The organism is Streptosporangium sp. NPDC000563, assembly GCF_040299985.1.
Taxonomy (GTDB): Bacteria; Actinomycetota; Actinomycetes; order Streptosporangiales; family Streptosporangiaceae; genus Streptosporangium.
On record NZ_JBEPDA010000020.1, the window covers coordinates 18165 to 42305 of the forward strand.

General features: G+C 69.2%; 19 protein-coding genes. 11 read left to right on the forward strand and 8 right to left on the reverse strand.

Annotated elements, in window-relative coordinates; translation table 11 throughout:
* Window positions 1–114: 114 nt before the first annotated feature.
* From ABT352_RS31495 to ABT352_RS31520, 6 genes are all read left to right on the forward strand, one after another.
* Window positions 115–588, forward strand: a complete 474-nt coding sequence (locus ABT352_RS31495) for a TspO/MBR family protein (protein ID WP_350948620.1) — start codon at window positions 115–117, stop codon at window positions 586–588.
* A gap of 263 nt (window positions 589–851) precedes the next feature.
* The gene (locus tag ABT352_RS31500) at window positions 852–1502 is read left to right on the forward strand and encodes a DedA family protein (protein ID WP_350948621.1); all 651 of its coding nucleotides are present in this window, start codon (window positions 852–854) and stop codon (window positions 1500–1502) included.
* Window positions 1503–1819: 317 nt separating this feature from the next.
* Window positions 1820–2638, forward strand: a complete 819-nt coding sequence (locus ABT352_RS31505) for a DMT family transporter (RefSeq protein ID WP_350948622.1) — start codon at window positions 1820–1822, stop codon at window positions 2636–2638.
* A gap of 22 nt (window positions 2639–2660) precedes the next feature.
* The gene (locus ABT352_RS31510; RefSeq protein ID WP_350948623.1) at window positions 2661–3881 is read left to right on the forward strand and encodes a glycosyltransferase; all 1221 of its coding nucleotides are present in this window, start codon (window positions 2661–2663) and stop codon (window positions 3879–3881) included.
* Window positions 3882–3999: 118 nt separating this feature from the next.
* Window positions 4000–4722, forward strand: a complete 723-nt coding sequence (locus ABT352_RS31515; protein ID WP_350948624.1) for a DUF998 domain-containing protein — start codon at window positions 4000–4002, stop codon at window positions 4720–4722.
* Window positions 4723–4844: 122 nt separating this feature from the next.
* Entirely contained in the window at window positions 4845–5777 is a 933-nt protein-coding gene (locus ABT352_RS31520; protein ID WP_350948625.1) for an acyl-ACP desaturase, read from the forward strand.
* A 407-nt stretch (window positions 5778–6184) separates the two neighbouring features.
* Here the strand turns inward: ABT352_RS31520 and ABT352_RS31525 are convergent, their stop codons facing one another.
* The 3 genes from ABT352_RS31525 to ABT352_RS31535 all read right to left on the reverse strand — a co-directional run bounded on the left by ABT352_RS31525 (window position 6185) and on the right by ABT352_RS31535 (window position 9241).
* Entirely contained in the window at window positions 6185–6784 is a 600-nt protein-coding gene (locus tag ABT352_RS31525) for a dihydrofolate reductase family protein (protein ID WP_350948626.1), read from the reverse strand.
* Window positions 6785–6976: 192 nt separating this feature from the next.
* On the reverse strand, window positions 6977–8212 hold the full coding sequence (locus ABT352_RS31530; RefSeq protein WP_350948627.1) for an MFS transporter: 1236 nt from the start codon (window positions 8210–8212) through the stop codon (window positions 6977–6979).
* A 183-nt stretch (window positions 8213–8395) separates the two neighbouring features.
* On the reverse strand, window positions 8396–9241 hold the full coding sequence (locus ABT352_RS31535) for a helix-turn-helix transcriptional regulator (RefSeq protein WP_350948628.1): 846 nt from the start codon (window positions 9239–9241) through the stop codon (window positions 8396–8398).
* A gap of 190 nt (window positions 9242–9431) precedes the next feature.
* Between ABT352_RS31535 and ABT352_RS31540 the strand changes: the two genes are divergently transcribed.
* Window positions 9432–9698, forward strand: a complete 267-nt coding sequence (locus ABT352_RS31540; RefSeq protein WP_350948629.1) for an Atu4866 domain-containing protein — start codon at window positions 9432–9434, stop codon at window positions 9696–9698.
* Complete coding sequence (locus ABT352_RS31545; RefSeq protein WP_350948630.1) at window positions 9695–10429, forward strand: SDR family oxidoreductase; 735 nt, start codon at window positions 9695–9697, stop codon at window positions 10427–10429. The genes ABT352_RS31540 and ABT352_RS31545 overlap by 4 nt, the downstream gene beginning before the upstream one ends.
* A 310-nt stretch (window positions 10430–10739) precedes the next feature.
* Here the strand turns inward: ABT352_RS31545 and ABT352_RS31550 are convergent, their stop codons facing one another.
* A complete protein-coding gene (locus tag ABT352_RS31550) occupies window positions 10740–12119 on the reverse strand; it encodes an MFS transporter (protein ID WP_350948631.1) in 1380 nt (459 codons plus the stop codon).
* 54 nt (window positions 12120–12173) lie between these two features.
* Between ABT352_RS31550 and ABT352_RS31555 the strand changes: the two genes are divergently transcribed.
* The 3 genes from ABT352_RS31555 to ABT352_RS31565 all read left to right on the forward strand — a co-directional run bounded on the left by ABT352_RS31555 (window position 12174) and on the right by ABT352_RS31565 (window position 15858).
* The gene (locus ABT352_RS31555) at window positions 12174–13385 is read left to right on the forward strand and encodes a LacI family DNA-binding transcriptional regulator (RefSeq protein ID WP_350948632.1); all 1212 of its coding nucleotides are present in this window, start codon (window positions 12174–12176) and stop codon (window positions 13383–13385) included.
* Window positions 13386–13670: 285 nt separating this feature from the next.
* Window positions 13671–14168, forward strand: coding sequence for an IS3 family transposase (locus ABT352_RS31560; protein WP_350948633.1), 498 nt, complete (start codon window positions 13671–13673; stop codon window positions 14166–14168).
* Window positions 14169–14868: 700 nt separating this feature from the next.
* A complete protein-coding gene (locus ABT352_RS31565; RefSeq protein WP_350948634.1) occupies window positions 14869–15858 on the forward strand; it encodes an AraC family transcriptional regulator in 990 nt (329 codons plus the stop codon).
* A 69-nt stretch (window positions 15859–15927) separates the two neighbouring features.
* On the opposite strand, the gene ABT352_RS31570 is transcribed toward ABT352_RS31565, so the two are convergent.
* From ABT352_RS31570 to ABT352_RS31585, 4 genes are all read right to left on the reverse strand, one after another.
* Window positions 15928–18123 (reverse strand): AfsR/SARP family transcriptional regulator, encoded by a 2196-nt coding sequence (locus ABT352_RS31570; RefSeq protein ID WP_350948635.1) that lies wholly within the window; start codon window positions 18121–18123, stop codon window positions 15928–15930.
* Window positions 18124–18943: 820 nt separating this feature from the next.
* Window positions 18944–20098, reverse strand: coding sequence for an acyl-CoA dehydrogenase family protein (locus ABT352_RS31575; RefSeq protein WP_350948636.1), 1155 nt, complete (start codon window positions 20096–20098; stop codon window positions 18944–18946).
* 191 nt (window positions 20099–20289) lie between these two features.
* Window positions 20290–21390 (reverse strand): lantibiotic dehydratase C-terminal domain-containing protein, encoded by a 1101-nt coding sequence (locus tag ABT352_RS31580; protein WP_350948637.1) that lies wholly within the window; start codon window positions 21388–21390, stop codon window positions 20290–20292.
* 19 nt (window positions 21391–21409) lie between these two features.
* Window positions 21410–24004 carry a lantibiotic dehydratase gene (locus ABT352_RS31585; protein WP_350948638.1) on the reverse strand — a complete coding sequence of 865 codons (2595 nt, stop codon included), beginning with the start codon at window positions 24002–24004 and terminating at the stop codon, window positions 21410–21412.
* Between the last annotated feature and the right edge of the window lie 137 nt (window positions 24005–24141).

The window sequence follows — 24141 nt, forward strand, 5'->3', positions numbered from 1 at the left end:
CGGCTCCCCGGAAGGCGCTTCCCATCCCTCGTGCCCCACGCCGATCGAACCCCGCTCCCCCGGACGCGAAACCGCCGCGCGGTAGTTCCGCGAAGAAGCGGGCAGGGAGGTTCTATGGTCATCACACAGCAACCGAAACGCTGGGCCGGCCTGCCGGTGTTCGTCGTCGCGCTCGTGCTGGTGGCGGTGGTGGGGTCGCTGGCGGCCGGGAACGCCGGCGGTGAGTACCTGTCGCTGGAACGGCCGCCGTGGGCGCCGCCGCAGTGGCTGTTCGGCCCGGCCTGGACGTTCCTCTACATCCTGATCGCCCTGTCCGGCTGGCTCGCCTGGTCGGCGGGCGGCCTCACCCCGGCGCTCGGCGTCTACGCGGTCCAGCTGGTCCTCAACGCGGCCTGGACGCCGCTGTTCTTCGGCGCCGGGCAGTACGGTCTGGCGTTCGCGGAGATCGTCGTCCTCTGGCTCGCGATCGCGCTCAACATCGTGATGTTCCGGCGGATCAGCCGCCCGGCCGCCTGGCTGCTCGTGCCCTACCTGCTCTGGGTGACGTACGCGGCCTCGCTGAACTTCGCCGTCTGGCAGCTCAACTAATGGGACCTGAGCCCTCTTCCCGAGGGGCGCCGTGAGCCGGTGGGGACACGATCGTCCTCGTGCGATGTGACCGGCTCTGTCCGGTTTCCAAGGTCGGCTTCCCGAGGGCTTTCCCGGACGGTTTCTCAGGGGCGGGGAGACAGGACCCTGGTGCTCTTCAGGGACGTGTCATGAGGAACACCGGGGTGCTCCCCGATGTCCGGAAAGTACCGGGCCGTCAGCCTGCTGGGTGAGACATCCGCGACCCCCGGCTGGAGCCCGACGTGACACAGGCCATCCTCGACGCCCTGCACGATGTGATGACATCTCCCTGGATCTACCTGGCGCTGTTCGCGCTGGCGATGCTCGACGGGTTCTTTCCCGTGGTCCCGGCGGAGACGTCCGTCATCACCGCCGGGGTGTTCGCCGCCGCCACCGGGGCCCCCGACCTGCTCCTGGTGATCGTGGTGGCCGCGCTGGGCGCGTTCGTGGGCGACCACGTCTCGTACGCCATCGGGCGTACCACCAACGACCGGCTGCGCAACGGCAGGCGCAGCCGCCGGGCGTTCGCCTGGGCGGAGGGTGCGCTGGCCGAGCGGGGCGGGCTCGTCCTCGTGGTGGCCCGCTACATCCCCGGCGGCCGGACCGCCTGCACGCTGACCATGGGCGCGGTCGCCTATCCCCGGCGCTCGTTCGCCCTCTTCGACGCCCTCGCCGCGGTGAGCTGGGCGATCTACTCGGGACTGATCGGCTACGTGGGCGGCGCGGCCTTCGAGAACGACCCGATCAAGGGTCTGCTCCTCGGTCTCGGCATCGCCCTGACGATCACCGTCGTGGTCGAGGCCGTCCGCCACCTCCGCCACCGCCGTACCGCGCCGCGCGTGGAGAGCGCGCCGGTCACCTCGGGTGAGCGACGCGGCGGCGCGACCGCCTGACGCGGAGGCGTCCGGACACGAGGATGCCGTCGGCGACGTCGGCCTCGGTCTCGGGTCCTCGGGTTCGGGTTCGGATTCGGATTCGGCGGTGAGGGAGGCGTTCCCGGCCTGGTCGAGCCCGCTCAGGAGCGGCCCGCGAGGCGAAGGCCCCGACGCGAATCTCGGGGAATCCCCTGCGAAGTCAGGGAGAACCCCTATGGCTCCGCTGCCCGCCCGCGCGGGACGCTTCGACTGTTCACCACAAGCCCCTGAACGGACGCCTCCACGAGGTGATCCGGTCATCTCGCCATGGCTTCATCTGCTTGGGAGGAGTGCGCATGACTGTGCTGGCGGTCGGCCTGGCGTTGCTGGGATCCCTGTTCTTCGCACTCGGTGCCGCGCTGCAGCAGTTCGAGGCGGCGGGCACGCCCCACGCCGGCCTCGGCCGTCTCGCCCGGCGCCCCCGATGGCTGCTCGGCGGCCTGGCCATCGCGGGCGGCACGGCCCTGCACATCGTCGCGCTGAAATACGGCCCGCTCACGCTGGTGCAGCCGCTGGGCGTGGCCAGCCTCCTGTTCGCCCTGCCCTGCGCCGCGGCCCTGCGACACCGCAGGCCACGGCCCGGCGAGCTGGCCTCGGCCGCGGTGATCGCCGTCGGGCTGATCGGCCTGGTGATGGTCGTGCCCGAGCACGCGGGCAAACCCCACCTCAGCACCGGGGAGGCGGTGGCCCTGCTCGCGGGGGCGGCCACCGCCGCCCTGATGCTGTGGGCCCTCGCCAGGCGGGTCTCCCCCGCCGCGCGGGCCTGCCTGCTCGCCATGGGGGCGGGCGTACTGTACGGCGCGACCGCCACGCTCACCCGCGTCCTGGTCGACGGCGACTGGGAGTTCTGGTTCCTGCTCGCCGTCCCGATGCCCGCCCTGATCGCGCTGGTACTGCTCCAGCGCGCCTACGCCGTCGGCCACTTCGGCGTGGCGTTCGCCGCCCTGCAGGTGGCCGACCCCCTCACCGCCGTCGCCTTCGGTGCCCTCCTGCTCGGCGAACCCCTGCCGACGGGCGCGGCGAGCGCGCTCACCGCACTGGTGGCCGCCGCCCTCGTCGCGGGCGGAACCGTCGCGCTGGCCCGTACCACCCCGATGTCCCCCCACATGACGTGACAGCACGACGAACGGAGCCTTGATGGCCATGTCAGCCACCACCCTGCAGCCCTCGGTAGCGGGTCCCGCCCTCCTGCCCACCCGGCCCCGCCGGGTGCTGATCGGGGCCGACACCTACCCGCCGGACGTGAACGGTGCCGCCTACTTCGCCCACCGGCTCGCCCAGGGACTGGCCGAGCGGGGGAACGAGGTCCACGTGGTGTGCGCCTCGGACGAGGGACCGGCCAGGACCGATCACCTGGACGGGGTGACCGTGCACCGGCTGCGCTCGGCTCCGGTGCTGGTCCACCCGACCATGCGGGTCACGGTGCCGACCCGGCTGGACCGGCTGATCGACAGGATCGCCCCCGACGTCGTCCACGTGCAGGCGCACTTCGTCGTCGGCCGCGCGGCCATCTCCGCCTCCCGGCGCGCGGGCGTCCCCGTCGTGGCGACCAACCACTTCATGCCGGACAACCTCTTCCAGTTCGCGCACATCCCCGGCCGCCTCCGCGAGGGAGCGGGAGCGCTGGCCTGGAGGGACTTCAACCGCGTCTACTCCAGGGCCGACCGCGTCACCACGCCCACCCGGATCGCGGCCGGGCTGCTCACGGCCAAGGGTTTCGGCCCGCCGGTGGAGCCCATCTCCTGCGGCATCGACCTGGCGAGGTTCCAGCCGCGCCCCGAGCCGAAGGCGTGGTCCCGCGGGGCCTTCGGCCTGCCCGACCGGGACACGATCGTGTTCGTCGGCCGGCTGGACGAGGAGAAGCGGCTGGACGAGCTCATCCGCGCCCTGCCGCACGTGCTCAACAACGTCGACGCGCAGATCGCGCTGGCGGGCACCGGAGGGCAGCGGGCCGCGCTCGCCAGGCTCGCCGACCGGATCGGGGTCGGGGACCGGGTGTCCTTCCTCGGGTTCGTACCCGACGAGACGCTGCCCCAGGTGTACGCCGCCGGCGACGTCTTCGCCATGCCGGGCGTCGCGGAACTGCAGAGCATCGCCACGCTGGAGGCGATGGCCAGTGGCCTGCCGGTCGTCGCCGCGGACGCGATGGCCCTGCCGCACCTGGTGCGGCCCGGCGAGAACGGCCACCTGTTCCAGCCCGGCGACGTCCAGGAGCTGGCCAGGCACCTGACCGCCCTGCTCGTCTCGCCCCGGGAGCGGGCCACGATGGGCGCCGCGAGCCGTTCCATCGCGCTGACCCACGACCACCAGGCATCCCTCGCCCGGTTCGAGAGGATCTACCAGGAGGTGGCGCGATGAGGTCCGGGGCGATCGCGCTCGGAGACGGTCCGCGGGGAGGCGCCGCGACGAACTCCACGTTCGAATTTCAGGAAGGCCGCGTGACGGACTCCGAGACGACCGGCCGGGGGGTGCGGCGGTGAACGAGCGCCCGCCGTCCGCCTGGCCGGGGGTGGCCGGGCCGCTGGTCGCTTTGGCGGCGATGGGCTACGCGCACCTGGTCGCGGCGGACACGGTGAACCCGATGGGTGGCCTGATCAGTGACTACGCGCTGCGTGACGGCAGCGCCTGGGCGATGGTGGTCGGCACGATCGCCCTGGCCATGGGCTGTCTGTGGGTCGCGTACCTGCTCGTCCGGGTGGAGCCGGTGCGCGGCGCGGCGGCGCGGGCGCTGTTCGTCGCCTCGGCGCTGGGACTCCTGCTCACCGCCGCGTTCCCCACCGACGCGGCGCCCGGCGTCGTCTCGGTCGCCGGGGAGATCCACCGCTGGTCGGCGGCCGTGGTCCTCACCGCGCTGCCCTGCGCGGGCTGGATGCTCGGCCGCCGGTCGGGGAACGGCCCCCTGGCGGCGGTCTCCGTCTTCTCGACGGGGCTGCTCGTCTGGTTCCTCGCCGCCCACCCGGGCTCGCTCGTCTCGGAGCTGATCGAGGGCGCCGACCACTACGGCCTGGCGCAACGCCTGCTGGTGCTCTCCCAGATGACGCTGATCCTGATGGCCGCCCTCTGGGCGGGTCACCGCGACGACGCGTCCGCTCACCGGTCGGCCGTACAGGCGCGTGACCTGGCGATTCCCGCCCAGCCCAGCCCTGGCGACAGCCCTGACGACACCCGCCGTCCTCGCCAGCCGATCGAGCTCGGCTGACGGCGAAGCGGCTCCCTTGAATCGCTCATGGTCGAGTAAACGAGACATGTGGCACGTACCGATCGCGACCTTACCTACGCTAACGTAGGTTACGGTTCCGTAGTCTTCGAGGGAGAAACCTGATGCGAGAGTTCAGTGAGACCGAGTTGCTGCTCGAACTTGAGCCTGTCGTCGCGGGGGAGCTGGACCGGCACCACAAGGTGGCCAAGGAGTGGTTCCCGCACGAGTACGTTCCCTGGTCGGAGGGGCGCAACTACGACGGCCTCTACGGCGGGGACGCCTGGGTCGAGACCGACACCAAGATCCCCGAGGAAGCCCGCATCTCCCTCATCGTCAACCTGCTGACCGAGGACAACCTCCCCAGCTACCACCACGAGATCGCCACAACCCTGGGCCGCGACGCGGCGTGGGGCACCTGGGTGCACCGCTGGACCGCCGAGGAGGGCCGCCACGGCACCGCGATCCGCGACTACCTCACGGTCACCCGCGCGGTCGACCCGGTCGCGCTGGAGCGTGCCCGGATGGTGCACATGAGCGAGGGCTTCACCAACTCCTACGAGGGCGTGCTCGCCTCGGTGGCGTACGTCTCCTTCCAGGAGCTGGCCACCCGCATCTCGCACCGCAACACCGGCAAGGCCTCCGAGGACCCGAACTGCGAGCGGCTGCTCGCCAGGATCGCCGCCGACGAGAACCTGCACATGCTCTTCTACCGCAACCTGCTCAACGCGGCCTTCCAGCTCACCCCCGACCAGACCATGCGCGCGGTGACCGACGTCGTCACCACCTTCCAGATGCCCGGCACCGGCATCGAGGGCTTCACCCGCAAGGCGATGACCATCGCCAACGCCGGAATCTACGACCTGCGCCTGCACATCGACGACGTCCTGCAGCCGGTCCTGCGCCAGTGGGACGTGGCCAACATGAAGGGCCTCGGCGCCGAGGGCGAGAAGGCCCGCGAGGAGCTCTACGACTTCCTCGACCGGCTGGAGACCACCGCCTCCCGCTTCGTCGAGCGCCGCGAGGCCCGCCGCGCCCGCCAGGCCGCCGGCGCCTGAGGCGCCTTTTCTCCGGAGGGGCCGCCCCGGCGCGGTCCCTCTCCGCGATTCACCAGAGCCGCAGTCGCCAGAGCGCACTGACCGGCAACGCCTTCAGCCTGGGACCGAAACTCAGACGAGTGCTTCGTGTCCGAACAGCCGCATGATCCGTGTCCGATCAGACGCACTCACCGTGTCCGAACAGCCGCATGATCCGTGTCCCTCTGGACGTACCCACCGTGTCCGTTTGGACGTGTCTTCCCCGGCGCCGCTCAGCGGTGATCGCCGCTCGTCCCCGCCCGTCGAAGGTCCGAGGAGACGCTCACCCGCTGATCGGGCCGCCCCATCACTCCGGCAGGCCGGTCGCCGCAGCCCGGCACCCGGTCGATCGGCTAGGCGGTGGCCCGGCCGGCATCGACCGCTGTCGTTCAGTTGTCCTGACCGCTCTCTGCCGCGGCCTTCCTCGCCGTCACGGTGGGCCGGTACCGCACGTTCACGACCGACGTGGGGTCGCCCTCGCCCACTCGGCGAAGGCGTACCGGCTCACCGCCGGGGTTGTCGTACAGCCGGATGCCCTCGCCGAGCAGGACCGGCGCGATGTGCAGGTCGATCTCGTCGATCAGGCCGAGTTCGAGAAGCTGGCGGCCGATGGTCGGCGAGAGCACCTCAAGGTTCTTGCCGCCGGCCGCCGCCAGCCCGATCCGGACCGCCTCGGCCAGGTCGCAGCTCAGGAACGTGACCCCGTCGGCGGGCTCGGCGTCCTCGGGGTGGTGGGTGAGCACGAAGGTCGCCCCTTTCCAGGCACCGCCATAGGTGTTGCCCGCGTCCGGGAAGGCGTCCCAGCCGTCTCGCCCTCCCAGCACGGCGCCCGTGGTCTCGACATACTCCTCGACCAGGTCAGGGCGGAACGAGATCCCGGTCATCATCCAGTCCATCTCGTGGTTCGGCCCCGCCACGAATCCGTCCAGGGACATCGTGAAGTGCCAGAGCACCTTCCCGCCCGCGGTCTGCGGCTCGGTGTCGCCCATTCTTCGCCTCCCGCATCTGCTTGCGATCTGCAATCGGTAGGCGAACGCTAGGCCAAACCGGTAGCAGATTGCAACCACTTCGGAGGCGGGGTTCGAGTCGACACGTTCGGGTCGTGCGATCGATGTCGCGGCCGAGGCGACTGCGCGTACTCCCTCAGGCTTCCTCAGGCTCAAGCCCGCTCTCCGGCCGGTTCAGGCCGCCGCGACCAGCTCGCGGACCGGGGAGCGGTCGGCCGTCGGCCGCAGGCTGCGCAGGAAGACCAGCACGAGCAGGGCGGCCAGGCCGGTCGTGACCGGGGGGACGAGGAAGGCGAACGTCGCGCCGAAACGGTCCACGAGCTGGCCCGCGACGGCCGCTCCCGCGGCGATTCCCATGCCCACGGAGCCGTTGAGCCAGGTGAACGCCTCGGTCCTCACCTCGGCGGGCACGAGGCCCTCGACCAGGGTGTAGCCGGTGATGACGGCCGGGGCGATGACGAACCCGGCCACGGCGGCTCCGGCGTACAGCGGCGGGAGCGATCCGGCGAACGTCAGGGCGACGGTGGCCGCGGAGAGCAGCCCGAGGGCGGCGGCCAGCCTGGCCGGGGCGCCGATCCGCCAGCGGACCACGCCGTAGAGGAGGCCGCCGACGAAACTCGCGCCGGAGAAGCACGCGTACACCGGCCCTGCGGCACCGGCCTGGCCGAGCGCCGCGGTGTAGGAGGTGACGCCCACCTGGAGGCTGCCGAAGACGGTGCCCAGGGCGACGAAGGCCCCCGCGAGCACGGCCACCCCGCGCAGCCGCAGCACCCCGCGCCGGGAACGGACCCGGACCGGCATCGGCTCCGGCGCTCCGCCGCGCACCCCCGCGAACACGAGCGTCCCCACCACGACCATGACCAGCGACCCCGACAGCGCCCACACCGGAGAGAACCCGGTCGAGATCGCGACGAGCAGCACCGGGGCGAGGGTGAAGGTCAGCTCGTCGGTGATGGATTCGAGGGCGAAGGCGGTGTCCAGCCTGCCCGACCTGCCGAGCACATGCGCCCAGCGGGCGCGGACCATCGAGCCGACCTGCGGCATCGTCGCCCCGGCCAGCGCCGAGACGACCACCAGCGAGACCGCGGAGGCGTGCGCCGAGGCGAGCACCAGCAGCGCGCCCAGCGCGACCGCGTGCACGAGGATCTGCGGGACCAGCACCCTCGCCTGCCCGTACCTGTCGGCGAGCCGCCCGGTCCGCGGACCGACCAGCGCGGGCGCCACCGCGGCCACCGCGGCGGCCACCCCCGCCACACCGTAGGAGCCGGTGGACCAGTGCACGAGCAGCAGCACGCCGAGCTGGAGCATCGCGTTCGGCAGGCGCGCGGCGAAGGCGGGGAGGATGAACCGCCAGGCTCCGGGCGTACTGAGCACGGCGAGGTACGACTTCAACAGATCTCCGTCCAACATCCAGACGGAGGCTCCGCCCGGCTCGGGAGCCCACCGGGGGTGGTGGGCTTCGACCGGGGTGATACCGCTCTCGCGGCCGCCGAGCGGTCATCGCTCGCGTCCCTGCGGAACGCGACAGCCATTTACCTTACGTCACGAACCGCCGCCTTCCGCAGCCGGCCTCTCTCCGGCCGAGGTCGCGGGTCAACCGGCCGAACGGCCCAGTGACCGTCGCCGGGAGGCGCCGATGCTGCCGAGCAGGGTGAGTGCCTGGGCGCTGGGACCACCGGGTTCGGCGTGGTAGATGATCAGTTGCCGGCCGGGCGCGTCGCGCACGTCGAAGGCCTGGTAGGTAAGGATCAGAGGGCCGACGTCCGGATGCATGAGGTGTTTCGCGTCCCGGGTCTTGCCCCGCACCTCGTGCGCGCTCCACAGGGCCGCGAACTCGCCGCTCCGCTCGGTCAGGGTCCGTACGAGCTCGCGGAGCCGGGGATCCTCGGGGTCGAAGCCGGCCGCCTGCCGCAGGTTGGCCACGGTGGCCTGGGCGGTCCAGTTCCAGCGGGTGTAGAAGTGCCGCCCGGCGGGGTCGAGGAAGGCCATCCGTGCCAGGTTGTCGGCGGGCTCGAAGGGCGAGAACAGGGCGTCGGCCAGCGCGTTGGCGGCGAGGATGTCCAGGGTGCGGTTGATGACGAACGCGGGAGTGTTCGGGTAGCCGTCCATCAGCTGGCGCAGCGCGGGACTGACCGTGTCCGGGATCCGGCCCGGCCGCTCGTCCGGCACGGCGCCCGCCAGCCGGTACAGGTGCGCGCGGGCCTCGGCGTCCAGGTGCAGGGCACGGCTGAGCGCGTCGAGCACCTGGGGGGAGGGACGGCGTTCGCGCCCCTGTTCCAGGCGGGTGTAGTAGTCGGCGTTCATACCGGCCAGAACGGCGACCTCCTCGCGCCGCAGTCCGGCGACCCTGCGGACCCCGTAGGTCGCCATGCCGACGTCTTCCGGCCGCAGGCCCGAACGGCGTGCGCGCAGAAAGTCTCCCAGCTCGTTGTTGGCCATGTCCCCAGGTTAGGCGGGCGGACGGCGGCCTGCCCGGGTGTGTCACACCCAGGACCTGCCCGGGTGCGCCGCAACGAGGACGCCCGCCGCCTGGGTGTGTCGCACCCGGGCGGCGGGCGTCCTGGTTGACGGCCCGCACCCGGCCCAGACTCGGTGCCGAAGAACAGATCACCACGTACGGGAGAAGAGCATGACGAGAACCACCGATGACGGAAAGGTGGACGTGGTCGGCATGTGGGTGACCGCGGACGGCCACATCCGCCAGGAACTGCGAGCGGACGGCCGGTACGACGAGGCACGCGGCGGTCGGCGCAGCGCGTACACCGGCCGGTACACGGTGACCGGCGGCCACCTGGACTACGTCGACGACACCGGGTTCACCGCCACGGGTGACATCCGCGACGGTGTGCTCTACCACGAGCACCTCGTGCTGTACCGGGAGAAGGAGCGGGCATGAGGGCATCGGCCAAGGTCATCGCGGTCACCGGGGCGAGCAGCGGGATCGGCGAGGCGACCGCGCTCCGCCTGGCCGCCGACGGCCATCACCTCCTCCTCGGCGCGCGGCGTACGGACCGGCTGGAACAGCTGACAGCGAAGATCACCACCGACGGCGGCAGCGCCTCGTTCCAGCGGCTGGACGTCACCGACGCCGCCGACGTGCGGGCCTTCGTGTCCACCGCGCGGGAGCGGTACGGGCGGCTGGACGTGATGGTCAACAACGCCGGCGTGATGCCGCTGTCACCGCTCGCGGAACTGAAGGTCGACGAGTGGGACCGGATGATCGACGTGAACGTCCGCGGGGTACTGCACGGCATCGCCGCAGCCCTGCCGGTCATGCGGGAACAGGGCGGCGGGCACTTCGTGAACATCGCCTCCGTCGGCGCCTACGAGGTGTCGCCGACCGCCGCGGTGTACTGCGCCACCAAGTTCGCGGTGCGCGCGATCTCCGAGGGGCTGCGCCAGGAGTCCGCGGGCGACATCCGGGTGAGCGTCGTCTCCCCCGGCGTCACCGAGTCCGAGCTCGCCGACTCCATCTCGGACCCGGTGGCCCGCGAGGCCATGAGGACCTACCGGTCGGTGGCCATCCCGGCCGAGGCGATCGCGGACGCCATCGCCTTCGCGATCAGCCGGCCCGCCGAGGTCGACGTCAACGAGATCGTGATACGCCCGGCCGCCGGCGCCCAGTGACGGCGTCACGCCGGAGCCTGATCCGGAAACGGGCGACCGGGCTCCGGCGGCCGGGCGGGCGGGCGGATGGGGTGCACGGCGGCACCGAGGCAGAACTTCCAAGCGCCGTCCGGCCACCTCGAAATCTCGGCAGATCGAAAGGCAGACGCCCGGCAGATCGAAAGGCACCCCTTCGGCAGATCGAAAGGCAACCCTTCGGCAGATTGAAAGTGATGACCGGCAGTAAACGATCTTTTCCATCGAGCGCTCGCGTGCCAGGAAAACCTTGTACGCAGGCCGCGAGGGCGAATCGGCAGGGGCCGGACGGACGTCATGGGGTTCGACCGCTGATCTTCTCCGTATGGTGAAGGTCACCGCGGTCCCACGGGGAGCCGGTGCGGACGGCCGTTCGCAGTGCGGGCCAGGACAGGACCGCGAGGGCGACGGCGAGGGCGGCGACGGCCACCATCGCCCCTGACAGGCCGGTCGCCTCGGCCCAGCGCCCGACGTAGACGGGACCGGCGAGGAAGCCGAGGTAGGCCACGGTGGCCACCACGGATGTCGCCCTCCCCCTGGCGGCCTCGCCGACCTGGGCGGCGACGACGCCCATCAGCGTGGGGAAGAGCACCGCCGTACCGGCCGCGGCCAGGGCGAGCCCGAGCAGGACCACGGGGACGGACCGCGCCCCGGACACCAGCAGGGTTCCGGCCGTGGCCGTCACCGCGCCGGAGATCAGCACGATCGTGGCGTACCGGGAGCCGAACGCGCCGGCGGCGAAGCGGGTGAGGGCGACGACGGCGGCGAAGACCGCGGGACCGGCCGAGGCGAGCGCGGGACCGGCGCCTGCCACGTCGGCGAGGTAGACCGCGCCCCAGCTCTGGTGGGCGTTCTCCACCGCGAAGGCGAGCGCGCCCAGGCCACCGACCACGAGCAACGGGAACAGGCGGATGACGTGCCGTCCTCGGGCGGCCCCCGCCGCGTCCGGGACGGCATCCTCGGCATCCTCGGCATTTTCCGCAGCCGAAGCGGTCCTCGCCGGAACCGGTGCGGTTTTCTCGTTGACCGGAGCGGCTTTCAGCGTGTCCGGAGCGGCACTCCCGCCAACGAAGGGAACCCCCGCCGCCTCCCGGACGGCTCCCTCGGCGACCGAGGCGGTTCGCCGGTCGGCCGCGACGGTGAGTGCCGCACCGGCCGAGGTCGCCGCGACCAGCAGGAACGGTACGACGACCGGCACCCCCAGACCGCCGAGCAGCAGCCCTGCGGAGAGGCTGCCGACCACCACCATCGCGGAGAAGGTGCCGTGCGCGCGGGTGATGACCGGCCTGCCCGACGCCCGCTCCGCCGAGGCCGCCGCCGCGTTGATCGCGACGTCGGCCGCCCCCGAAGAAGCCCCGAGCAGCGCCAGCCCCGCCGACAGGCTCCAGAAGTCGCGGCCCGCCACGGCCACCAGCGTCCCCACCGCGCCGAGCGTCACCAGCAGGAACGCGGCCACCCGCAGCCCCCAGCGATCGACCGCCCTTCCGGTGACGAGCATCGCGGGCAGCGCTCCCGCCCCCACGAACAGCAGCGCCGTGCCCAGCTGCCCGTCGCCGAGCTCGGCCTGGGCACGGATCGCGGGCACCGAGGCACCCCACACTCCCCAGAAAGCACCGAACGCGGCGAACCCCATGTAAGCCGCACGCGCCCGAATTCCGCCCTTTCCGCCTGCCACATGTGTAACGATACACAAATCATCTGTGTATCGATACACAGATACCCTCGGACCATGAGCGGACGGACGACACGACGCAGGGTGACCATGGCCGAGGTCGCCCGCGCGGCAGGCGTGTCGATGATGACCGTCTCGTACGCCTACGGCCAACCGGGCCGGGTCTCCGACGAGGCGCGGGCCAAGGTCCGCGAGGCCGCCGAACGCCTCGGCTACCCTGGCCCGCACCCCGGCGCGCGCTCACTGCGCAGCGGCAGGACCGGCAACCTGGGCGTCGTCCTCGGTGAGCACCTCACCTACGCCTTCGACGACCCGCAGGCCACCCGTTTCCTGTCCGGTGTCGCCCAGGTCTGCGCCGACCACGGCATGGCACTCACGCTCGTACCTGTCACGGGAAGCCCCTCCGACGTCGACCGGGTCACCGAGGCCGCCGTCGACGCCTTCGTGGTCTGGACGACCGCCGACGACGACCCCGTCGTCGACGCCATCACCGCCACCGGTCTGCCCGCCGTGGTCCACGGCGGCCCGCGCCGCGACGGCCTCTCCTTCGTCGCCGCCGACGACCGCGCCGCGGCGGCGGCCATGGGCCGCGAGGTCTTCGCGGGAGCGCGTCACCCGGGAGTGCTGAGCTTTCCTCTCGACCGCGCGAGGGTCTCCCGCGTCGCCTTCGGCGTCCCCGGCAGTCGTGTGCTTCCGGAAGCGGGCGACGCCCCCGGAAGCGGGCCTCCCCAGACCGCCGGCACCGCTTCCGGAACCGCCGTCAGCACTCCGGGCGTCACCGCCCCCGACTCCCGAACCACCTCGGCCGACGCGTCCCCAGGCATCGACCCCGACACCTCGACCTTCCGGGTCACCCGCAGGCGTCTGCGCGGCTACCGCGACGCCTGGGCGGAGACCGGCGGCGACTGGTCACAGGTCCGCGTGGCGGTCTGCTCCACCAACAGCGCACGAGAGGCCGAGACACTCGCGGCCGAGTTGCTCACCGGCCCGAACGCCTGCGACGCGATCGCCGCGATGAGCGACGAACTGGCCCTCGGCGTCCTGCGCGCCGCCGCCCGCCTGGGCCTCACCGTGCCCGGCGACCTCACCCTCAGCGGCTGGGACGACTCCGACGCCGCCGCACCTGCCGGGCTCACCACGATCGCCCAGTCCCTACGCGACCAGGGCGCCCGCTGCGCCCGCACCGCCCTCGGCCACCTCACCCCGGCCGACCGGGACACCGACGTCGCCTGGCACCTGATCAGCCGTACCTCCACCCGACGACCTTGAGTGGGCTTTTTCTCCCCGGACGACCCAGGAAACATGGCTTCTCTGTAGGAATGGTACGTAGGTGTCGTGTACGGATGACTGTTTTTTCTATTTTTCTTATTTCCCGACTTTTCCATCTCTTGCCCGCTACCATCGCAACCCGGAAACACCCAACAATTCCGAGGACGGAGTGTCGACGTGGGCGAACACACTGCCAACCCAATGCCGTTTAGGTAGGGGTTTGTGCTGGTAGCGTCCGCCAGGTGGCGAAGTGGATCAGTCGATACCCGTCGCGAGCTGTTCGGCGTGGAGCCGATCTGTGCCGTGCTGGAGTTCGCGCCGCCCATGTACTGGGCGGCGAAGAAACGGGAGTCGGATCCGTCGGCTCGTGTGGTCCGGGGCGAAGAGCCGAGAAAGGAGATCCTGATCGTTTGGAAAGGCGCGGGGCGTGGCTTGTATGGGGCGCGGAAGGTGTGGGGTCAGCTCAACCGCCAGGGTGTCACGGTCGCCCGGTGCACGGTCGAGCGGCTGATGCGCGAGCTGAGCCCGTGCGGGGCGGTGTGGTCGCGCAGACGGCCCCGGACCACCGTCCCCGGCGCCGATCGACCTGGTGACCTGCTGGAACGCGACTTCACCGCGGAGCGGCCGGGCCTGCGGTGGGTCGCGGACATCACCCACGTCGCCACCGCCTGCGGCTGGGTGTACACCGCGTTCGTCCAGGACCTGTGCTCCCGTTGGATCGTCGGCCGGCAGGTCGCCGATCACCTGGGTACCGATCTGGGCGCGTGGAGGCGTCGTCGATGACCTTGTTCACCATTCCGATAGGGGTGTTCAATACACTTCCATCCGCTATGCGGAACGGCTTGATAAGGTTGGTGCGGCTCGTTCTGTGGGCGGCAAGGGTGATTCGTATGACAATGCCGTCGCGGAGTCGCTGAACAGTCTCTGCAAGAAGGAGCTCATCGAGTTTCATGGCGGCCGGAAAGGCGTCATGGGATGCGACGATTGCCACCATGGAGTGGGTTGCCCGATATAATTCCGAAAGGCTACATTCTTACTACGGGAATGTTCCTCCGGCCGAGTACGAGGGGACGTTCCACCGGTCAACCCCCGACACCTGCCTGGCGATCGAAAACCAAGCGATCCAGCCTCCGACTTCGCCGGGGCGGCCCAGGTGCCAGGAGTTCCGCGAGTCGAGGGGAAAATTTATCCACAACCCACCAAGGCGCTATTTATTTAAAAGGCCCCATAAAGGCCCTGATCCACATTTGCAATATCGTGGCCTGTCGCCGATCTGCTTCCCGCAGAGGGAAGAGTTCATGCTCCTTCCGCCGCGGAGATGGCACGGATACCCGCATTTCGGAATCCACGTCATCATGCCGCCGAACTCAGCCCCCCTGCCTCGTATCAACGATCAGATCGACGCAGTCTCCATACCGAGTATCAGGCGCGACCGCTCGCGCCGACGTGGCGGTCGGCAGAGCCTGCAGGGGAGATCAGCGCGATGAAGGATTTGAACTCACAGGGGTCGGGGTGCACCCCAGGCCCGTCGACAAACCATCCGGCTGTTACCGCAGGCACCGATCAGCTGCGAGAACTGCTGGAGCAGCATTACCCGTCCTACTACCTTCAGATTGTCAAGTCACACCCGCACGGCGCTCGATACCAGCTTCTCCACAGAGGAAAGATCGCTCTGTACACCGCGTCGTACGGGGCAGAGATTCGTACCGGGACGTCGGAGTCGTTTAACTTCTACGCGATCATGCCGTTGCGAGGGGGCGGCGAGGTGACACTCAACGGAGGGGACGTCACCGCACCGATCTCCCTCATAGGCCCCCAGCAGAAGATCGACATGCATTGGAGCCTCGATCACGAAGTGATAGTGATGCAGATTCCTTCGGCATTCCTGCAGGAGGCGCTTGAGACCTACCTGGGTGATCCTCCCAAAGAGCGACTGCGGTTCGAACCAGGGGTGAATACCACCAGCGCGCTCGGTCACACGTTCAGAATGCTGTCGTCGGCCGGTACCGGCGGTACGCTGCCCTTCGCGGCCTCGAAGCTGGCCGAGCACCACTTCGAACAGTTCCTGCTGCACACCTTGCTCTCCTCCCAGTCCCACAATTACTCCCACGAACTCGGCGAGCTCCCCGCCTCGTGGATCCCCGCCGCTCTTCGGCGTGCGACCCGCTATTGCGAAGATCACGCCGGCGAACCGATCTGTCTTGGTGACATCGCCGCCGCGGCCAGGGTCAGCGTCCGCACCCTCCAGCTCGGCTTCCGCGAGCATCTGCAGACCACCCCGATGGCCTATCTCCGTTCCGTACGGCTGGCTCACGCCCATGCCGATCTGGTCCGTATCGCTGAGACGGACAGCCAGACAACCGTCACGGATGTGGCCCTCCGGTGGGGATTCACCCATCTCGGCCGTTTCGCGGCCCTGTACCGGCAGACCTACGGCCGACCGCCGTCCAGCACCCGGCAAGGACGTCGGTGAGCGTGACAGCCGCTCCACCCGAGTAGGCCGGTCGGCCGGTGGTGACAGGGAACTCGGCGATCAGCGGCTTCATCCGCCGGGCACTTCGATCCGGTCGAGGCTGATCACCGTGCTGCCGGAAGCGGGGGCCTGGTTTGCTCGTTCGAGGTTGATCGTTACCGCTGCGATAGTTTGCCGCACCCTGATCATGGCCGCGATGTCGCCCAGTTGTTCGGCTGCTTTCAGAGCGAGCCGCTGAATGTCGGCTTTCGTGTGCCAGTCGCTCTGGTGATCGCACCAGGGCGTCAACGCCGCCGCCAACTGGATGACATGGGAGGGGAAGTCGTTCGTCAGCGCCTGGCGCAGAACGGTGGACAGGACCGCGTGCTCGGCCCGAAACCAATCCAGCGCCTGCCGGCGGTGCACAAGACGCTCCGGCCGTACGCCTGGCGCCGGAGGGTTGGGAACGATCAGGAGCGCCTCCGGCGCCAGGAGCCGCGCGGCTCGGCATGCGGTGTGCAAGTAGTGCTCGATCACCCGCCGTGCCGCCTGCTGACGGATCTGGACGCAGGCCAGATCATGCGCGTAAGTGCGAAGCAGGTTGTGCAGCATGAACCTGCCGGGAACGGCCTCGGCCACCAGGTGCGCTTCCAGGAGAACATCCAGAAGCCGGTCGGCCTGCAACCGGTCGACGGCCGCCAGACTGGCCACAGCCGCTCGGGCGATGTCCGGCCCCGGATGGATCGCCAGCAACGAGAACAGGCGGGCTGCATCGGAGGGCAGGAGGTCGTAGGAGCGCGAGAACACGGTGCGCATGTCGGTGCGGGCATCCCGGGTGGCCAGCACACTGACATCGGTACGGACACGACGCAGATCGGCCGAGAGCGCCGCGAGCGGGACGGACGGCGTCGCGGTCGCGCGGCCCGCCGCGATGGCCAGGGGCAGGGGAAGCCGCCCGCACAAATCGATGATCTCATCGGTGGCGCGCGCGTCGGCCTCGATGCACTCACGGCCCAGCCGGCGGGTGAGCAACTGCCGGGACTCGCGATAGGTGAGAACGTCCAGCGTGAGCAACGCAGCCGCGTGCTGGCTGACCAAGCTGCTGAGCCCCTGCCGGCTGGTGATCACAACCATGCATTCGGTACCCCCGGGCAGCAGCCACCGTACCTGCTCGGCATCGCGGGCATTGTCGAGCAGCACCAGCGCGCGCCGGCCTGCCAGCAGTGTCCGATACAGCGCGATCATGGCCTGTGGATCCACCGGGATCTGGGGTTTGGGCACGCCCAAGGTCTGCAGAAAACCGGACAGAGCCTCGTGCGGGTCCAGTGCGCTCTCGCCCGGCCCGAATCCCTGGAGATCGACGTACAGCTGGCCGCCCGGGAAGCGCTCAGTGGCCAGGTGTGCCCAGTGCACGGCCAGGCAGGTCTTGCCGACGCCGGCGGTGCCGGTGATGACGCAGACCCTGCTGCTCCCGCTGGGCAACCCGTCCAGCCGCTTCAGCTCCTCGTCCCGGCCGGTGAACTCGGCTACGTCCACCGGGAGCTGGCGTGGCGTGATCGGCACCCCCCACACCGCCCGATCCTGCAGCAGGTCGGCGTGAATACGCTGCAGCTCCGCGGATGGGGCGGTGCCCAGTTCCTCGCTCAGCCTGCGCCTGAGCCGCTCGTATGCCGACAGGGCTTCAGCTCGTCTGCCACAGCCGTCCAGCGTCAGGAGCAGGCGCCCCCACAACGGCTCGTGCAGTCGATGATGGGCTGCCAGCTTGCGGGCCTCGGGCACCAACGCGCTGTGGCGCCCCGCGGCCAGTCCCAGGTCGATCCACCGCTCCGCAGCCGACACATGAAGCTCCAGCAGGTGCGAGGCGTCGGCACCGTGCAGTGCCGGGGAGTCGATCCCTTCGAACGGCTGCCCCCGCCACAGGGCCAACGCCTGCTCCAGGGGCGCCAGCTCGGCTTCGGTGCCCCGCACCGGCGTCGCCTCGGCAAGCAGCCGGCGAAACAGCAGCGCGTCGACCTGATCATGGGCCACCTGCATCTGGTAGCCCAGTGACGTCGTCTTGATCACCTCGGCGCCGAGCGTGTTGCGCAGCCGGGCTATATAGGTATGGACGCTGCGCCGGACGTTGTCCGGCAGACCCCCCGCCCATACCACCGAGGCCAGCCGGTCCACCGACACCGTCTCGCCTGCCGACAGTGCCAAGACGGCCAGCAGCGTCCGCAGGCGGTTCGAACCCAGTTCGACCTGGTCCGCCCCTATTCGCACTTCAAAGGGACCCAGTACGGCCACGTGCAGCCCCCTCCCAGCGCCCGTGTTCATGCGAACCGGCCTTTCGGAATTCGACGACCCTCGGTCATTCGGTGGACGAGCATCCACTCATTGCGGCTCTTCGTCCCCAGGTGGTACGGGCGACTCTGTGGTCTTGACGGACGGTTACGGCCTCGCACGGGTGGTCGGCCTGCTGGAACTGCAGGACCGGAACCCGCGCCAGGCGCGCGAGAGACAGGGCAGGGCGGCACCGTGTGAAGAAATCCTTCCGCGAAGTCCTCGTCATGGAACAGCACACCCGCGCGTTCCGAATCCGGTGGTGGCGGAACGGATGCGGTCCCGATCGCGCGGGCCGTGCACCTCCTGCGTCGATTTCCGCCTCATCGTATGAGGTGCGCGGATAAGCCTAATTACGCACAATCACAGGAAATATCCATGTCACGTGCTATCCGCTGCGCGTTCGGGATAGCGGAAGCATCACCGGGGACGCTTTCAAGACGCACATGGTCACGCCGGTCCGCAGAGGTCGTCGCGCCATGTCACACGGAACCCGCCCCCCTGGCGACCCGGCAGCGGTCTCCTGCACGGGCGCGGGTAGGAGATGTCCTTTTCCTGGCGTTCGGATTCGCTTCATGGATGGACGGATTCACGCCTTCAGCAGCCTGGTCGAAGCAGGCGAGGGCGGAGGGGGAAAATCCAGGGTGCGGCAACGTCACGTTGCGCGGCCAGGAGGCGATCGCCGACACCGGTCGCACCGACCAGGGTGTGATCGGTGGATCAGCGGATGTGTTCAGCCTGCCGATCCACCGATCCGGGCCGTGCCAAGCCCGTACCGGGGCCGTCAGAAGACAGGCAGGGCGGGGGCCATGCCGAGGCGGACACGTCCGGCGGATTCGAAGAAGCCTGCGGAGTGGTTGTGGTGCTGGAGCGCCACCATCCCGTCGCGGAAGAGCCGCTCGACGGCGTTGCCCCGATAGATCGAGGTGGAGCCGCCGAGCTCGTACATGGCCGTCAGCACTTCACGGCTGACCTGCGCGGCGTGACTCATCGCGGCGCGCAGTGCGGCTCGTCGCTCGAGGGTGACGGGCTCGGCGTTCTCTCCGGCGAGGTCAAGGTCTCGCGCCGTGGACAGCAGCAGCAGCCGGGCGGCCCGCAGCGCGGCTTCGGACCGTGCGATGACCGCCTGGGTGTGTGCCGACTTGGCAAGCGTGCCGCCGGTCATCGTCCTTTTGGAGAGCGCGAGGGCCACCGTCTCCTCGATGGCGGTCTGGGCGACCCCGAGGACGACGGCAGAGCAGCCGGGGACGACGAGCGAGGGTATGTAGCCCTGGTAGCGGGGCCGTTGGACGCGGGCCGGCACGTCCACGCGCACGACCAGTTCGTCGGACACCATGGCGTCCTCGACCACGACATCGTGGCTTCCCGAGCCGAGCAGGCCGCCGGCATGCCAGGTGTCCTTGACTGACAGCTGCTCCCGGCGCAGCATGAAGAACCGTACGTCGAGCATGCCCTCCTCTGTCAGGAGCACGTCGTCGCCCTCTTTGATGTAGGCGGCCGCGGCGAACCAGTCGGCGTGATTGATACCGCTGACGAGCTTCCAGTAACCGGATAGCCGGTAACCCCCTTCGCACGGGACGGCGATCCCCAACATGCTCGATGCCGCGAAGACCGGCTCGGGACCCGGTCCCCAGATCCGGGCGTTACCCGGCTCGTCGAGCAGCGCGCCGATGAACCCCCAATTGGCATTCCACACGATCCACCCCGCGGAGGCGTCGAGCCGGCCGAACCCCTCGTACACCTTCAGTACGGTCTCCAGCGGGGCCTCGAAGCCGCCGAGCTCCCGCGGCGTGAGCAGGCGGAAGGCGCCGCTGTCCCGCAACTCCCGCACCAGCTTCTCGGGGAGATCCCGCCCGGCTTCCATCTCGCCGGTGGCCGCGCTGATGGCGGGCTCCAGTTGCGCGGGAAGATCCAGCAGGTGGGCTGTCTGCATGGTCATGTGCTCACTTCATTCGTGGGGGACGAAGAACATCTTCTTGTTGACGAGAGAGCCGAATTCCAGGGAAAACAGCGGATGAGCGACAGCCTCGCCGCCGCACCAGAGCACCTGAATCACACCGAATGCGCCTCGATCGGTTCTCGCGGGCGGCGGAACGGGGCGATCGGCCGCGTCACCGCCTTTTCACGATGTCAGGGCGCGGATCCCACGTTGTCCTGGAGGGTACGCGCCAGGATGTACGCCAAGTAGGCCTCGTCGGCTATCGGCAGGCCGAGCCGGTTGTTCGTCATGTGGATGTATGACGCGAGCAGGTGCGGCAGCAGGATCTCGGGATCGGAGATCACCTTGGGCGCTCTGGAGGTGCCTGCCTTGACGAAGGTGAGCTTGCCGGCGGTCCCGAGTTCCAGCACCTGTTCACGCAGGGTCTCCCAGTGTCGCGCCCACATCGCCCGGAAGCCGGTCAACCGGTCCGGCTCTCCTCGCTGGATGCTGTTGTGCGTGTCCATGAACCGGGTCGTGAGCACGTCCTTCATCGAGTCGTAACACACGCGGTAGCTGGCGGTACTGTCTTCGACGATGCGGGTCGTCGAGCTCCAGTAGTCGAGGCCGAACGACGAGTTCCAGTAGTCGTGATAACGCTCCAGGAAGCGCGCCATCTGACGGGTGTCCCGCATGAAAGTGGAAACACTGATCATCATGAGCTGGGCGGCCAGGCCCAGCAGCACCGGCCGGACATGCACGTTGGCCGTCTGCAGCAGTTTGATCACCAGGTCGCTCGAGAATTCGAAGTGCCGCTCCGCGAGAGGTATCCCGACAGGCCCGCCGTAGCGATCGTATTCCGGATGATAGGGGCGGTAGTGGAATGTGTTGTTGCCCTGGACGGGTATCCGGCCGTCCGGGTACATCCGGCGTCGTTCATTCTCGTCGGGATATTCCATGATGAACAGGTCTTCCTGCGCTTTCAGCATGTCCTGGTCGAACTCGTAAAGCGCCGGCCGGCTCGACAGGAACTCCTGTACGGCGGTCTCGGCCGCCGCGCGGACCGCGGGTGTGGCCGCCTCCGTGGCCGGCTTCAGCCGCAGCCGGACGTGCGGGCCCTCCATCCAGTAGTTGATGAAGAAGTACCTCTCCAGCAGTCCGCGATCACGAAGGTCACGCACCAGCGGTGCGACGCAGTCGGTGAGGATCGGCTGGGAATTGGCGCTGTAGAAGATGTGCAGCGCCTGCCACTCACCCGGCGAACGGGCAGGTCGCGCCCGAGGATCGTCGACGATGTACGGCTCTGATGTCATCCGTGTCTCCCCTGTCTGATCAATGACCGCGCAGCGGCCGGTTCGTGCCGGTGATCTCGATGGTCTGCTCGGCCACGTACCGTCCTTCAGCCGATTTCAGCCAGATCTGCTCGATGTCCGGCAGCATCTCTTCGAGGACGATCAGGCGATTGCCTTCACGCGCCAACCGGTCCAGCAAATGGAGTGAGAGAACGCTGCCGAAGTCGACGTACTGGGGTTTGAACGTCGGCATGGCGTTGCTCGCGTCGGGCCTGAGCGGCACTGCGCCGAGTGAGGCGAAAACCCGCTGTGGCAGGCCGTGGTCCCGCCGCCAGCGCCGCCAGGCGAGGAACGACTCCGCGTCGCCGTCCGCGGTGGTGCGTGCGGGGAGGAAATCAGGGTGTACGGTCCACCTGCGTCTTGACACGATCAGGTCGCCGAAGCGGACTCTCGGCTGGCTCCTGATCGTCTTGATCCGCTCGTGCGCACGCGTGCCGCCCCACATGTCGATCGTGGCGAATATGGTCCGGGAGAACAGCAGCATCGCCCGCTGCACTTCGGGCAGTGCCGGTGGAATGATGAAGCCCAGGTAGACCGGGATGACCTCGCGGCCCAGGCGCCAGGAGTACAGCCGCAGCCTGCCGGTCTCCTCGTCGTGGAGCACGCTGAGCTCGTCCACCATGATCTGTTCGGACTCGCTCCGGAAACTCACATCGCCGGGACAGACCAGTTCGTACGGTGTGATCGCTGGATGCAGGTTCAGGTTCGTGGTGTCGTACCCACCCGTGACCTCGGCGAACACCGCGTCGGCCGGTTGCAGCTTGGCGAGTTCGTCACGCAGTTCAGCGGCCAGTCCACCGCGTTCGACGTCGTCGAAGCAGTGCACGAAGCGAGAGAACAACAGGGTCAGACCGCTGTATGTCTGGTTCACCACGGCGAACGGTTCACCGTCGTCGTCGCCGAGCTGAACGAAAAAACTCCTCGGCTCCAGGTCAAGCAGATGATCGGGCACCAGGCCGGAGACCTCGTCGACGAACTCATCGTCGAGCATCACGTCGGTGTCGGATGCCGCTGCCAGTTTCATGCGGCGTATCAGTTCTTTCCGTGCTTCGGCCATCGCCTCCACCTCGGGCAACCGCAACCAGTTCGGGTCGGGGACGAACGCACCGTCCTCGTCGAAACTCGGCCGCGAGGTGACCTTCAGGTAGTAGGTGTAGTAGTCCTGGTGGAATTCGTGCACGAAGCGCAGCACGTCATCACAACGTCCACCGACTCCGTAGCGAGCGGTGAAGAATCCGTGCAGGCTCAGCCGTTGCGGCACCGTGGAGTCGAACAGCGGCAACAACCGCGCTACCTGGCACAGGGAGGGGGTCAACGACCGCCGCCACGCCTCCGGGTCGGCCACCGCGCCGGTGCCGGGGACGCACACGTCCTCGTACACCAGGTTGCTCGGCATGCTGGGCTTCACCGCGCCGAGCTCGCGTTGCGCCTCCTCCAAGATCGACCGGATCGCGCCGATCAGTTTTCTGCGGGCCTCGTGATCGGCTGACGGGTACTGTTTCACCAGCTCCGAGATGTCGCCGAGCCTGTCGGCAACCGCGTGCGCCCATGGCGTTTCCAGCCGTACCAGGCCATGCCGGAACGATTCCACCGGGTCGGTGCTGTGGACGTCCAAATGCACGGTCGGCGCCACGAGCAGGCCGAGCCGGAGCAGGCGCCTCAGATACTCGCGCACGTCCTCAGGGGAACGGTTCGGCCGGTCGGCCGCGCTGAGCAGCTCGGCCAGGTGCCCGAAGGACACCTCTGCCCGCTCACCCAGGATGCGCATGACCTCCTGCAGCAGGTTGCCCTGGGGGAGGTAGAAGAGGTTCTCGCGCATGCTGTCCACGCCCATCGGGGTGTCGTCGTCACCGACCACCCGGACCCGCCGCACATAGCGCACCCGCTCCGTATCCGCCCGCGAGCCCGACGTCAGGCGCACCGGAAGTTCCGGGCGTAGGGCGAGCTGGTCGACGATGACGTCTATCAAGCGCGCCAGCGCCGCGACGTTGAGGCGGGCGTGGCTACGCCAGACGACATCGAGGTCGATCTCCGGGAAGAGGGACCCGCTGCCGGGCACGAACCGCCCGAGCGCGACCGCGGTGAACGTGCTGAAAGGGCTCGTCTTGCAGGCGGTGCGGTACACGTACTCCAGCAGCGACCGCTCGATACGGCGCGCACGTTTGTTCAGCGGGCCGGCCCCGGCGTCGAGATAGGCCGGCAGGTAGCGGTCCAGCGAAGGAGACGCCAGCAAGACGCCGTTGCGCAGTCTCGGATCGCGTGCGAGTTCACGCAAGTGAGCGCGCGCCAGTTCGGTTTCCTCGGCCAGGACGGCGGTGCCTTGCCGGAGTTCCTCGTCATAGGCGGCGCGCTGATCCAGCCAGCCGAGCAAGGCGGCGCGCCCCTGATCGCCGAGATGCTCGGCGAGCGCCCTGGCCGATGCCATGTTCTTGGGGAGCCGTCGGTTGAAGACATCGCGCCTCAGCGTAAGGAGCTGACGACGCTGATGCTCGTCGTCGTTGTCCGCGATGGAATCCTGCAGTGCGTCGGCGATCACCTGCTTCGCCGTGTCCATGGCGGTCTCGGCCGCCAGCACGGCGTCGGCCCATCGCACCCCCCGCGGGTTGCCCAGAGGGGCCACGGCATCGATGGGCATCCCGGCCACCCGCAGCATGAACTGCGGTGTGACTATCCACTGCCTGCCGTTCTCCCGGCCCACCGGGGCACCAATGC